Origin of the sequence: Hydrogenophaga sedimenti (genome assembly GCF_051857515.1) — a bacterium.
Taxonomy (GTDB): domain Bacteria; phylum Pseudomonadota; class Gammaproteobacteria; order Burkholderiales; family Burkholderiaceae_C; genus Hydrogenophaga.
The window spans coordinates 14566-27242 of sequence record NZ_JBPZHA010000020.1; the positions used below are offsets into that span (position 1 = coordinate 14566).

13 protein-coding genes are annotated in these 12677 nt (G+C 66.6%); 8 read left to right on the plus strand and 5 right to left on the minus strand.

Annotation, left to right across the window (positions count from 1 at the left end; genetic code table 11):
* Positions 1–35 precede the first annotated feature (35 nt).
* The 6 genes from ACS5NL_RS22005 to ACS5NL_RS22030 all read left to right on the plus strand — a co-directional run bounded on the left by ACS5NL_RS22005 (position 36) and on the right by ACS5NL_RS22030 (position 5688).
* Positions 36–860: a TOBE domain-containing protein gene (locus ACS5NL_RS22005; protein WP_439356151.1), complete on the plus strand. Its 825-nt coding sequence runs from the start codon at positions 36–38 to the stop codon at positions 858–860.
* A 47-nt stretch (positions 861–907) separates the two neighbouring features.
* Positions 908–1666: a molybdate ABC transporter substrate-binding protein gene (gene modA, locus ACS5NL_RS22010; protein ID WP_439356152.1), complete on the plus strand. Its 759-nt coding sequence runs from the start codon at positions 908–910 to the stop codon at positions 1664–1666.
* Positions 1663–2493, plus strand: coding sequence for a ModD protein (gene modD / locus ACS5NL_RS22015; RefSeq protein ID WP_439356153.1), 831 nt, complete (start codon positions 1663–1665; stop codon positions 2491–2493). The genes modA and modD overlap by 4 nt, the downstream gene beginning before the upstream one ends.
* Positions 2494–2503: 10 nt before the next feature.
* The gene (gene modB / locus ACS5NL_RS22020) at positions 2504–3175 is read left to right on the plus strand and encodes a molybdate ABC transporter permease subunit (protein WP_439356154.1); all 672 of its coding nucleotides are present in this window, start codon (positions 2504–2506) and stop codon (positions 3173–3175) included.
* On the plus strand, positions 3172–4248 hold the full coding sequence (modC, locus tag ACS5NL_RS22025) for a molybdenum ABC transporter ATP-binding protein (RefSeq protein WP_439356155.1): 1077 nt from the start codon (positions 3172–3174) through the stop codon (positions 4246–4248). The genes modB and modC overlap by 4 nt, the downstream gene beginning before the upstream one ends.
* Positions 4249–4425: 177 nt before the next feature.
* A complete protein-coding gene (locus ACS5NL_RS22030) occupies positions 4426–5688 on the plus strand; it encodes a putative Na+/H+ antiporter (protein WP_439356156.1) in 1263 nt (420 codons plus the stop codon).
* A gap of 31 nt (positions 5689–5719) precedes the next feature.
* Here the strand turns inward: ACS5NL_RS22030 and ACS5NL_RS22035 are convergent, their stop codons facing one another.
* Positions 5720–6229 (minus strand): MarR family winged helix-turn-helix transcriptional regulator, encoded by a 510-nt coding sequence (locus tag ACS5NL_RS22035; RefSeq protein ID WP_439356157.1) that lies wholly within the window; start codon positions 6227–6229, stop codon positions 5720–5722.
* Positions 6230–6268: 39 nt separating this feature from the next.
* Positions 6269–7021, minus strand: coding sequence for a 4-hydroxy-tetrahydrodipicolinate reductase (locus ACS5NL_RS22040; RefSeq protein ID WP_439356158.1), 753 nt, complete (start codon positions 7019–7021; stop codon positions 6269–6271).
* Positions 7022–7238: 217 nt separating this feature from the next.
* Here ACS5NL_RS22040 and ACS5NL_RS22045 point away from each other — a divergent pair, with 217 nt between their 5' ends.
* Positions 7239–8534: a chloride channel protein gene (locus ACS5NL_RS22045; RefSeq protein WP_439356159.1), complete on the plus strand. Its 1296-nt coding sequence runs from the start codon at positions 7239–7241 to the stop codon at positions 8532–8534.
* A 107-nt stretch (positions 8535–8641) separates the two neighbouring features.
* Here the strand turns inward: ACS5NL_RS22045 and ACS5NL_RS22050 are convergent, their stop codons facing one another.
* Positions 8642–9076, minus strand: a complete 435-nt coding sequence (locus tag ACS5NL_RS22050; protein ID WP_439356160.1) for a hypothetical protein — start codon at positions 9074–9076, stop codon at positions 8642–8644.
* A 34-nt stretch (positions 9077–9110) separates the two neighbouring features.
* A complete protein-coding gene (locus ACS5NL_RS22055; RefSeq protein ID WP_439356161.1) occupies positions 9111–9755 on the minus strand; it encodes a glutathione S-transferase family protein in 645 nt (214 codons plus the stop codon).
* Between the two features lie 169 nt (positions 9756–9924).
* Here ACS5NL_RS22055 and ACS5NL_RS22060 point away from each other — a divergent pair, with 169 nt between their 5' ends.
* Positions 9925–11310, plus strand: a complete 1386-nt coding sequence (locus tag ACS5NL_RS22060; protein ID WP_439356162.1) for a DUF2779 domain-containing protein — start codon at positions 9925–9927, stop codon at positions 11308–11310.
* 35 nt (positions 11311–11345) lie between these two features.
* Here ACS5NL_RS22060 and ACS5NL_RS22065 read toward each other — a convergent pair whose 3' ends face one another.
* Positions 11346–12335, minus strand: a complete 990-nt coding sequence (locus ACS5NL_RS22065; RefSeq protein WP_439356163.1) for a hypothetical protein — start codon at positions 12333–12335, stop codon at positions 11346–11348.
* Positions 12336–12677 lie beyond the last annotated feature (342 nt).

Sequence of the window (12677 nt, forward strand, 5' to 3'; positions counted from 1 at the left end):
TGCGTCAGCCTCCTGACAGGCCGCCGGAGCGCTGTATGAACACCACCACACCGCCCCTGACGGGCAAGCTGCTGATCGATACCGCCATGGGCAGCTTCCTGGGCGACAAGCGCATCCGCCTGCTCGAAGCGATCCACCAGCACGGATCCATCCTGCAGGCGGCCAAGGCGGTGCCGATGGCCTACAAGGCCGCGTGGGATGCGGTGGACGACATGAACAACGTCGCGCCCGAGCCGCTGGTGCTGCGGGTCACGGGGGGCCGCCACGGCGGCGGCACCGAGCTGACCGACTTCGGCCGCCGCCTGATCGCGTTCTACCGCGCGCTGGAGCAGGAGTCGCAGGCCGCGCTGGCGCGCCTGAGCGGCCGGCTCTCGCAGGCCGGTGCCCCCGATGTCGCCGAGTTCCGGCAGGTCCTGAGGAAGCTTTCCATGAAAACCAGTGCCCGCAACCAGTTCGGCGGCCCGATCGGTGCGATCCGCTGTGGCCCGGTGGAGAGCGAGGTCATGCTGCGTCTCGGCCCGTCGCTGGAGCTGACCGCCATCGTCACCAACGAGTCGGTGCAGAACCTGGGCCTGGCCGAAGGCCGCGAGGTGATGGCCTTCGTCAAGGCCTCGTCCATCGTGCTGCTGGTGGGCGAAGCAGGCACGCGGGTCTCGGCCCGCAACCAGTTCCGCGGCGTGGTGCAGGCCATCCACCACGGGCCGGTGAACACCGAAGTGACGCTGGACCTGCCGGGTGGCCACCACGTGCTGACCGCTGTCGTCACCGACCAGAGCGTGGCGCGCCTGGGCCTGGCGGTGGGCCAGCCGGTGAGCGCGATCTTCAAGGCCTCCAGCGTCTTCCTCGTCTCCACCGACTGAACTTCGCCACCAACCGGTCCCTTTCACATCAACCCAGGAGTGTTTCCATGATCCCCAAGACCCTTGTTTCTTCGCTGTTCGCTGGCCTGATGCTGGTGGCGACGGCCGTGCGTGCCGACGAGATACCGGTGGCGGTCGCCGCCAATTTCACGGCACCGATGAAGATGATCGCAGCCGACTTCGAGGCCGTGACCGGCCACAAGGTGATCGCTTCGTTCGGCTCCACCGGCCAGTTCTACGCACAGATCAAGAACGGCGCACCGTTCGAGGTATTGCTGGCGGCCGACGACGAGACGCCGGCCAAGCTGGTCAAGGAAGGCGCAGGGGTGAGCGGCACGCCGTTCAGCTACGCCATTGGCAAGCTGGTGCTCTGGTCGGCCAAACCCGGTCTGGTCGACGGCAGCGGCGAGGTGCTGAAGAAGGGTGCCTTCGAACACATCGCCGTCGCCAACCCCAAGCTCGCACCGTACGGAGCGGCCGGCATGGAGCTGATGAAGACCATGGGAGTGCTCGACGCTGTGGCGCCCAAGATCGTGACCGCCGAGAACATCACGCAGGCCTACCAGTTCGTTGCCAGCGGCAGCAGCGAGCTGGGCTTCGTGGCGCTGTCTCAGGTGCTCAAGGACGGCAAGATCGAGGGCTCGGCTTGGCTCGTTCCGGCGCACCTGTACACCACCATCCGCCAGGACGCGGTGCTGCTGGAGAAGGGCCGCGGCAAGGCGGGCGCTGAAGCGCTGCTGGCCTTCCTCAAGGGCGAGAAGGCCAAGGCCGTCATCGCCTCGTACGGTTACGGGCTGAGCAAGTGAAGCTCGCCCTGACCGACGCGCAGCTGCAGGCGCTGCTGGCCGACGACGCGCCCTGCGGCGACCTCACGACCGAGAGCCTGTGCATCGGCGCGGCGCCCGGCCGCCTGGACTTCAGTGCGCGGGGTCCGATGGTGGTCTGCGGTACCGAAGAGGCAGACCGCCTTATCGAACTGGCGGGCGCGCGGGTGCTCTGGCGGGTCGACTCGGGCACCGCGCTGGAGGCTGGCGGGCGCATGCTGATCGCAGAAGGTTCGGCGGCGCAACTGCACGGTGCGTGGAAGACCGCGCAGACCCTGGTCGAGTGGGCCAGCGGCATCGCCACGTCGGCGGCAGCCATCGTGTCGGCGGCCGACGGTGTGGTGGTGGCCTGCACGCGCAAGAACGTGCCGGGCACCAAGGCGATGTCGGTCAAGGCGGTCAAGGCCGGCGGTGCGGTGATGCACCGGCTGGGTCTGTCGGAGACCCTGCTGCTGTTCGCCGAGCACCGGCTGTTCCTGGACGAGGTGCCGGCGCAGACGGTCGCGCGGCTGCGGCGCCTGCAGCCGGAGAAGAAGACCGTGGTCGAGGTCGGCGGTGTGGCCGAGGCGCTGGTCTGGGCGCAGGCCGGGGCCGACGTGCTGCAGCTGGAGAAGTTCAGCCCCGCCGCGGTGGCCGAATGCCGCCATGCCGTCAACGCCTTGCCGGTGCGCCCGCTGCTGGCCGCGGCTGGTGGCGTGCGGGCCGACAACGCGGCGGCCTATGTCGCCGCCGGCGCCGACCTGCTGGTCACCTCGGCCCCGTTCACCGCCGCACCGCGCGACGTGCAGGTCGACTTCGTCCGACGCTGAGGAGCACTGCATGTTGTCCGCACAAGACCTTGCCGCCGTCTGGCTCACCATCAAGCTGGCCGCGTTCACGACCGTGCTGCTGCTCGTGCTGGGCACGCCCATCGCCTGGTGGCTGGCGCGCACGAACTCGCGCTTCAAGGGGCTGGTCGGTTCGGTGGTGACGCTGCCCCTGGTGCTGCCGCCGGCGGTGCTGGGCTTTTACCTGCTGGTGCTGATGGGGCCGAACGGCCCGGTGGGGCGGCTCACGCAGGCGCTGGGCCTGGGTCTGCTGCCCTTCACCTTTGCCGGGCTGGTGGTGGCCTCGTGCCTGTACTCGACTCCATTTGTCGTGCAGCCGCTGCAGCAGGCCTTTGCCGCCATCGGCCGCGCGCCGCTGGAGGCCGCCGCGACGCTGCGTGCCTCGCCGTGGGACGCCTTCTTCACGGTTGCGCTGCCGCTGGCGCGGCCGGGCTTCGTCACCGCGGCCGTGCTCGGCTTTGCGCACACCGTGGGCGAGTTCGGCGTGGTGCTGATGATCGGCGGCAACATCCCGGGCAAGACGCAGGTGCTGTCGATGGCGATCTACAACCACGTCGAGGCGATGGAGTACGCCAACGCGCACTGGCTGGCCGGCGGCATGCTGGTGTTCTCGTTCGCCGTGTTGCTGCTGCTCAACAGCCGGGGCTGGAGCCGGACACGATGAGTATCGACCTCCGCTTCCGACAGGCCTTTTCCGGCTTCACGCTTGACGTGGACCTGCAGTTGCCCGGCCGCGGCGTGACCGCGCTGTTCGGCCCGTCGGGCTGCGGCAAGTCCACGCTGCTGCGCTGCATCGCCGGGCTCAACGCCGCGCCCGAGGGGCGCTGCGTGGTCAACGGCGAGGTCTGGCAGGACGGCGCCCACAGCCTGCCCACGCACCGCCGGCCGCTGGGCTACGTGTTCCAGGAGCCGGCGCTGTTCGCCCACCTGAGCGTGGAAGCCAACCTGGACTACGGCCGCCGCCGCGCGCGCGATGCCGGGCAGCGCGTGGCGCGAGAGCGGGCCATCGAGCTGCTGGGCATCGGCCATCTGTTGCCACGCCGTCCGGGCGGGCTCTCGGGCGGCGAGCGCCAGCGCATCGCCATTGCGCGCGCGCTGCTCACCGGTCCGCAACTGCTGCTGATGGACGAGCCGCTGGCCGCGCTGGATCTCGCGCGCAAGAACGAGTTCATGCCTTACCTGGAGCGGCTGACGCGCGAGCTGGAAATTCCGGTGATCTACGTGAGCCACGCGCCCGACGAGGTGGCGCGGCTGGCGCATCACATCGTCGCGCTGGAGGCCGGACAGGTGGTGGCCGCCGGCCCGCTGGCCGAGGTGCTGGCGCGCGTGGACCTGCCGATCCGCCTCGGCGAGGACGCGGGTGTGGTGCTCGAAGGCGTGGTGGTCGAGCGCGATGTGCAGTGGAGTCTGGCGCGCGTGGCCTTCCCCGGCGGCTGCCTGTGGGTGCGCGACGGCGGGCAGGACAAAGGCACCTCGGTGCGCATCCGCATCCTGGCGCGCGACGTGAGCCTGGCGCTGTCACCCTCGCCCGACACCAGCCTGCTCAACAGCCTGCCGGTCGTGGTCGACCAGGTGGCCGACGAGAGCCATCCGGCGCTGGCGCTGTGCCGCCTGGCCGTGGGCAGCGGTTCGTCGTCGCTGCTGGCCCGGCTGACGCGGCGCTCAGCCGCTGCCCTGGACCTCCAGCCCGGCCAGGCCGTTTGGGCGCAGATCAAGGCGGTCGCACTGATCGGATGACCTGCCTTGCCATCAAGATCCATGTCGGAACCTGTCCGGCCGGGTCGGAAATGGCCGTCCGGGGGCGGGATGGTCATGGTGTTTGGGTAAGATCGCCGCGGGTGGCACGTCATCTCAGGCGGGCCAGGATTTGCGCAGGTCGGGCCGCCTCGCGGTTTTGCCTTGACCAGGAGTCCCATGTCCGCAACCTCGATCCAGTGGATCGCTGCCGCCGTTTTTGTCATCGCCCTGCTGCATACCTTCAGCGCGAAGCAGTTTGAGCGCCTCGCCCACCGAAGCCCCCGCCACTCCGGCCTCTTTCATCTCCTCGGCGAAGTCGAGGTCGTTTTCGGGTTCTGGGCCATCTTCCTGGTGATCGTGATGGCGATGACCGTTGGTGGCAGTGAGGCCATCGAGTACGCCGAATCGCGCAACTACACCGAACCGCTCTTCGTGTTCGCCGTGATGGTGATCGCGGCCTCTCGACCCGTGCTGCATTCGGTCATGTCGCTGGTGGGGGTGATCGCCCGGCTGACGCCGGTGCGTACCCCGCTGGCGACGGCCTGGCTGGGTCTGGCTGCCGTCCCCCTGCTCGGGTCACTCATCACCGAGCCCGCGGCCATGACGATTGCCGCCCTCATGCTGGCACCCCAGATCTTCCGTCCGCAGGTCCCGGAGCACCTGAAGTACCTCGCCCTCGGCGTGCTGTTTGTCAACGTGTCGATCGGCGGCACGATGACCTCCTATGCCGCACCACCGGTGCTGATGGTGGCCACGACGTGGTCATGGGACAGTGCCTTCATGTTCACCCAGTTTGGCTGGAAGGCCGCGGCAGCTGTCTTGGTCAACGCGACGGTGGCCACCTACGCCTTGCGCAACCATCTGGAGCTGACCCCGGCAGGCGGCGAAGGCAGCACGGATTCGGAGCGTGTTCCGTACACGGTGGCCGCGGTGCACTTCGGGCTGCTGGCCGGGGTGGTGCTGTTTGCCCACCACCCGGTCATCTTTCTCAGCCTCTTTCTCATGTTCCTCGGTTTCGCCCAGGCCTACGAACAGCACCAGAGCCCGCTGATCCTGAAAGAAGCGCTGCTGGTCGGGTTCTTCCTGGCAGGCCTGGTGGTCCTGGGGGGCATGCAACAGTGGTGGCTGCAGCCCATCGTCTCTGCGCTGGACCCGGTGTCGCTGTTTCTGGGGGCCCTGGGCCTCACCGCCATCACCGACAACGCGGCGTTGACCTACCTGGGTTCGCTGATCGTGGGGATATCCGACGAATCCAAGTACATGCTGGTCGCGGGCGCCGTCGCCGGTGGCGGGCTGACGGTGATCGCCAATGCGCCCAATCCCGCGGGCGTGGCCTTGCTGAAAAAGGGGTTCGCCGACGGAACGATCGGCGCGATGGGCTTGCTGCTCGGTGCACTCGGGCCGACGGTGCTGGCGGCGGCGGCTTTCATGTTCCTGTGACGCCGCCGGCCCGGGCACGTGTTTGCCAGGACTACATGTCGGCGAGCGGTATCTGGGCGGCGCCCTCGTCGGCCTGCAGCACGGCAATCAGATCGGACAGGTTGCGGTGCAATTGCGCGATGGTGTCGGGCGAGAGTTTCCGCAGGGCATCTGGCAGCACGCCTTCGTAGGGACCGGTCACGCGCTTGAGCAGATTCGATCCCGCGCGGTCAATGTGGATCTTGACGCTGCGGCGGTCCTGCTCGGATTTCTCGGTGCGGACCAGTCCCTGTGCCACGAGCTGACGCAGCACGTTGCTGGCCGTGGATTGGTGGATGTCCATGGCCTCGGCCAAGGCATTGACCCCGATGCCGGGCTGCTGCCGGATGACGTGCAGGGCCCAGATCAGGGCGCCGCCCACGCCGACCTGTTTCTCCACCCGCTGGAAATGCGCGCGCACCGCATTGAACACCACGCGGAACTGCCGCAGGACCAGCGCTGTCTCGGGCAATTCTCCTTCGGCGGGTTCGGTGCGGGGCGCTGCGGCAAGGCGGGAGGGCATGGTGTGGTTGGAAACTGGACCAGATTCCAACGTATTGCATCACGCCGCGCGACCCTCCAGCAGCCTGTTGTGCATTTTTTCCATCAGCAAATCGTCAAAACTGTAGAGACCAGGGGCATGGCCGCTCAACTCCAGCAACGCGAACGCGGCACCCGTGCCGAATGCCTCGCGGCGGATGGAGTCGTGGATCAACCGCACGGTCTGGTGGGGAAAGCCGAAGATCACTTCGTGATGCCCGACGATGCCACCCACGCGCAGGGAGGTGATGCGATCTTCCTCCAGCTCCAGGCTTTCGGCGATGCGGCGTGCTGTCCCCGAGACTTCGGGCTTGTCCCGAAAGTGCTGCTCCACGACCTCCACATCGGCGAAGGGCGCAAAGTCGCGCAGCAGCTTCGCGGCCATCAGCAGGAAGTTGATGCCCAGCGTGATGTTGGGTGAGCTCATGATCCGGCACTGCCCGGCCAGCTCGCGCAGGTAGCGCTGGTGTTCGTCGGAATAGGCCGAGATGGCGCTGACCAGCGTGAGGCCGCCGCGCCTCAGTTCCTCGCCGTAGAGGAACAGGGTATCCGCCTCGGAGAAATCGACGATGGCATCCACCGGGTGGGTGTCAAACCAGTGGTTCAGATCCGTTCCCGCAAGACCGACGACGGGCACATCTGGTCGCTCGTCCATGTGTTCGCCTTCCCCGGCATGCCGACGGGCGATCCAGCAAAGTTCGAAACGCGCGTCCTCCGCCAGAACCCTGGCGACCGCGCGACCCGCCCTGCCGTATCCCATCAAACCAACGCGCATCGTCTCGACCTCTTCTTTCTGTTCGCCGTGATCCCGACATGGGCATTCCGCGTCAGGTCCAAGTATATTTGCACAAATATAGAAGCCGGATCTCCGGTGTCGACGCATCGCGTCGGGCCCACTTTCCTCCACACAGCAAGGCGCCATGAACTCCGACCCACACATCGCCTCGACCCTGAGGGCTGAACTGAGCGACAGGGCGCTGTGGCAGACCCGGGTGGTCGTTCTGGCCTTTGGGGCGTTGTCGGGCTTGTCCGTGGTCCTGTTCACCTGGTTGTCCGAGCGTGCACTGGAGCTGTTTCAACTGGCCTGGAACCGCAGCGTCTGGCTGCCGCTTTTCTGGACGCCCGTCTGCACCGGCCTGATCGTCTGGGCCACGCGGCGCTGGGCGCCAGGCGCGGCGGGTTCGGGCATTCCGCAGGTGATGGCCGCCCTGCATCCGGATGTGCCGTGCGATTCCCGGGGCCTGTTCATTTCCATGCGCCTGGCGCTGGCCAAGATGGGCCTGACCGCCTGCGGGCTGATGGCCGGCCTTTCCCAGGGGCGGGAGGGACCGTCGGTGCAGATCGCCGCCGGCGTCATGCATTCGGCCCGGCGCTGGCTGCCGGCGGGCAGTGCAGTTTCACACCACGGGTTGCTGATTGCAGGGGGCTCGGCGGGCATCGCTGCCGCTTTCAACACCCCGCTGGGCGGCATCATGTTCGCGATCGAGGAGCTCTCGCGGCGGCCGGAGCAGCGCAGCAACGGCCTGATCATGGCCGCCATCGTGCTGGCCGGCCTGATGGGGATCTCCGTCTATGGCAACTCGACCTACTTCGGCGTGATCCGGGTGCAACCCGTGACCTGGACACTGCTGCTGCCGGCCCTGCTGGTGGTGTTGTGCTGCGGTTTGTTGGGGGGGCTGTTCGCGCGGCTGCTCACCGCATCGCTGTCAGGACGGTCAAACGACCGGTTCACGCGGTGGCGCACGCAATACCCGGTGCGCTTCGCTGTCGGCTGCGGCCTGGCGATTGCCGCCATCGGTCTCGCCAGCCAGGGCAGCACGTTCGGCAGCGGATACGCCCACACCAAGGCGTTGCTGGATGGCCAGTCAAGTCCGTCCCCGTTCTACGTTCTGCTCAAGTTCCTGGCGACGTGGATCACGACCTGGTCGGGCGCCCCGGGCGGCATCTTTGCGCCGTCCCTGGCGATCGGAGGCGCCTTGGGCGGTGACGTGGCGCAACTGACAGGTCACCTGGACACGCCGACCCTGATTGCCCTGGGCATGGCCGGATTTCTGGCTGCGGTCACGCAGGCGCCGATGACCGCGTTCATCATCGTCATGGAGATGGTGGACGGGCACAACCTGGTGCTGGTCCTGATGACCTGCGCCATGCTTTCAAGCGGCATCTCGCGTCTCATCAGCCGGCCTTTGTACGCCAGTCTGGCCGAGGTCCAGTTGCAGCGCATCCCTTCTTTCCTGGCGCCCGTCCGGCAGAAAAAAAGCCTTCCGGCCAATGACCGGAAGGCTTGAATTTTTCTACATCCAAAACATCGAAACGTCTGCTGATTGCTAGCGGACAGTCAAAGTGTAATTGAACAAATGTAATTTTGGCAACATGATTTTTTCGAGTTCGCCGCTCACACATGCCCAAACAGGCCGAAGACCTGCCGCAAAAGCAGCAGTTCGGTCATGCTGCTGCCGCGCAGCTGGCTCATGGCCATGAACTTGCCGCCCAGTGCCTCGATCGCGGGCTTGGGCGCGTCGGGCGTGGTGAAGTGCAGCAGGTGCACGCGCACCGGGCCGTCGGGCGCCAGGAACCAGGCCACGAAACCCTCGGTGACCGCCAGCTCGTCGGGGTTCAGGCCGGTGGCGGTGATCAGCGCCTGCTTGACCGCCTCGACCTCGTGCCCGGTCAGCGGCTCGACCGGCGCCGGCATCGGTTCGGCCCCTTCGGGCAGGGCGGCCGGCCAGAGCATGCCGTGCGCCCAGCGCGGAAACAGCAGGGCGTGGCTGTAGCTGTCGAAGTGGCAGAGGATCACGCGGTTGCGGGCCAGCAGGTCGTTCGTGGTCATGGGTGTCCGTCGGAGTAAGGTGGTCGTCGTTGGGTCAGCGGTAGCCTTCTTCGCGCAGCACCTGCTGCACCACGGGGCGCCCGCGGATGCGCCCGAACAACGCGAGGCAGCGCGGCGGCAGGGCGATCTGCGTCTTGGTGGCCCAGAAGAGCACGTAGAACAGGGCCGCGTCGGCAATGCCGAAGTCCGCGCCCATGGCGTAACCGGTTTCCGGCAGGCCGGCCTCGATCACGTCGAAGGCCTCCTGCACGGTGCGTCGGCCCTGCTCCTGGATGGCGTTGCTCCAGCGCTTGGTCTCGATGGCGTCGAGACCCTCCGGCAGGTACTTGTCGGTGGTGAAGATGCGCGTGAAGCCCTGGCCGTGCACCGTGCCGACCACGTAGTCGATCAGTTCTATCGCACGCGCCGCGAGAAATGGGTCGTCGCTGAGCAGCCGCTTGCGCGGGTAGCGCCGGGCCAGCCAGTACGCGATCGAAGAGAAGCTGGTGAGCGACGCCACGTGGTCGAGCACCAGGGTCGGGATCGTGCCCTTGGGATTGATCGCCAGGTAGGCTGGCTGGCGGTGGTCGCCGGCCGGCAGGTTGACGATGCTCACCTGGAACGGCAACTCCAGCTCTTCGAGCAGGATGTGGATGCCGGTCGTGCACGAGCCGGGCGTCATGTGGAACTGGAGGGACATGCGCGCAGGGCGTGCAAGTCCCGCGCCAAGCCGGCGTGGCTCGCCAGGCTTGCACGCCCTTTGCTCTGCAACACGCATTCGCCGGTAACGACCCCCGCAGCGCGCTGGCGCTTGTGGTCTTTGTGCCGGTTTCCGTCCGGCCCTGTGTCGGCTTTGTCTGGTTGCGTCCATGGTGCCTGCCCCGCTGTTCCACTCCGACGACCTGCGCCGCTGGCGCAGTTGCGAACGCCGCTTCTGGCTCGCGCGCCACCGCCTGCAGAGGGGCGAGCCTGCGTCAGCGCCCGGGCCCGCCCCGGAGGCGGACGTGGCGCTGCGCGCTTCGTTCCCGCATGCCGACACCGTGGCCGCGCCGCAGACGCCCTCGCAGTGGCTTCAGGCGATGCGCCACACGTTGGACTGCCTGGACAGCGACGCTGCGATGCCTGAGGGCTGGGCCATCCTCGGCGCCTGCCTGACCAGCGAAGACCGCGCCCAGGTGCGCATCGACGTGCTGACCGCCGGCGAACATGGCCTGCGCCTGTTCAAGGTGCGCCACGCGACCGTGGGCGACGACGCCGACGTGGACACCGTCGCCCTCTGGACCCATGTCGCCGCGCGCTGCGGCTTCGCGGTGCAGGGCGCCGGCCTGCTGCTGGTCGACACCGACTTCGTCTACCCCGGCCACGGTTGCTACGCCGGCCTGTTCCGCGAGGTCGACCTGCGGCCGGTGCTCGGTTCGCGACCGGTCGCGCAATGGCTGCACGACATGCGCGACTGCGAGCACGGCCCCGAGCCGGGTGCCACGCCCGGACCGCACTGCCACCAGGGCAGCGGCTGCGAATTCGCCGCCAGTTGCAAGGCCTGCGCGCCGCCGCCCCGCAGCCGCCGCGCGTTGCCGGGTGGGGCGCTGCGGCTGGACCCCGCGGTGACGGCGCTGGCGCGCACCTGGCCGCACCCGCGCCGCTGTCTGCGCTTCGACACCATCGGCACGGCCGTGCCGGTGTGGTCCGGCACACGGCCTTACCAGACGCTGCCGTTCCAGTGGAGCTGCGCGGTGCAGGCCGCGGACGGCAGCTGGAGCGATCACCAGTTCCTGGCCGACGCGCAAGGCGGCGACCCGCGCCGCGCGTTCGCGCTCTCGCTGCTGCAGGTGCTGGGCGACGAAGGCGCGGTGCTGGCCTACAACGCCGGCTTCGAACGCAACCGCATCCGCGAACTGGCGCAGTGGTTCGAGGACCTGGCGCCCGCGCTGGAAGCGCTGCTGCCGCGCATCGTCGACCTGTACCAGGTCCTGCGCAGCCACCAACAGGACCCGGTCAAGGGCGGTTCATGGTCGTTCCGCGCCATCGCGCGGGCTGTGGCGCCCGACATCGATCTGGCGCTGAGACTCGATCCGGCGCTGGATGCGGAGCACGAGAGCTCGGCACAAAGCGTGTTTGCGTTGATGCACCGGCCTGGGCAGAGTGCTGCGGTCAGGCAGGCTTGCCGGGAGGCGCTGCAGGCGCATGGGCAGAGGGAGACGGTGGTGTTGCGGAGACTGCTGGCACTGTTTGAGCGGGCGGGTGCTGAACAATGAGCTGCTCGCTGGCGCTATCCGCAGATCGATAGCCTTTAGCCGCCGTCTTCGGCGGGTTGGGTGGCCGCAGTCTTTGCTTTTGAAGGTGCGACTGTGCCCATGGCCTTGGTTGCTAGTTCTTTGACCTGGCTAGCGAATCCAGGAACTGCGCGCATTGCTTCTTTTATGAGGTCAGAAGACGCTAGTTCATGCCAAGGACTCCCGTGACTATCTGTCTCGACGAGGCGGAGGGGCAGTTCGTCCAAGCGAGCAAGCGCAGAAGCAAGCAAACGAGCTTCCATGTCCTTGTCGAAGCGGGCTGCTTCACGGCGAAAGCCTTCATAAGCGCGAGAGATGGAAGCCTTGAACGCGTAGTCTTCAGCAAGCCGAAAGCGCTGGCCGATTTGTTTTGTCGCTAGCCACCCAAACCACACAGGTGCTCCAACCGACAGCAGTGACAAACTGAGATTCAGGATCACCATGGACGTGGGCACGTTTGATTGCTTGAACAGTTCAGACAATGTGTGCAATTGGGACGCGCCAAAGTAGCTGCCAGCCACCAATGCCATGACAAGGCCGCCGACCCATATCCACATTGACTTTGACAGGGCACTTGAGCGCTCAGTGAAGGCCGCAGCAAGTCCAACGCTCGTCGCCGCTGAATAGGCAGTCTCGCATCGCTCTAGCACGGACTTGGCATCCCCGGCGCTTTGTCGAAGCTGTTCGTCCAAGCCGTTGGCTTGACCACGAAGTACTTCTATGTGGGAATGGTCTCTTGTGGCGTCTCGAACTAAAACTTCAAGCCGTTCCCGTGCTTCGGCAAGTGAAGCCAGGTCGGTTGGTAGCTGATCAGCTGCGTCGTGTGCGTCTTCAATCCGGGATACCAATGTCGCCAAACTGGTGGTACGCGGTTCAAGATCTTTGAGCCGAGCCTCCATGCTGCGCACCTGAGTAGTCAGCTTGCGCAGTTTGGCTACTGCCTCTGCATGGTTGTCCTTTACCAACGCGGCAGTTAGAACCTTTTGAAGGCCTTGAAGTGTCGTCAAGTACGCAGGGACACCTGAAGCCGCGTTCCCCCAAATGTTTGGGACCGTACTACTGTGTAGAAATTTGATTCGCCGTACATAGTCCTGCAGGGTGTCTTCCGCATCCCCCAAGTCGTCTGTGCCGTGTGTATCAATTAAGTCAACTAAGGCCTGAGCTTCGGATGCGAGCTCTTCACTCGTAAGTCCGGGGAAACTCCAGTTGCTATGCGCTATCCCGAATGAACCGCCCCGGGAATCGTGGAGGCTGGTTGGTTTAAGTCAGGCCGTTGTTGCGGCCTGATTGGCGAGTTGCCGCCAGTAGTTTGCCTCAGCCTCGGCCGGCGGGATGTAGCCGATGGGTTC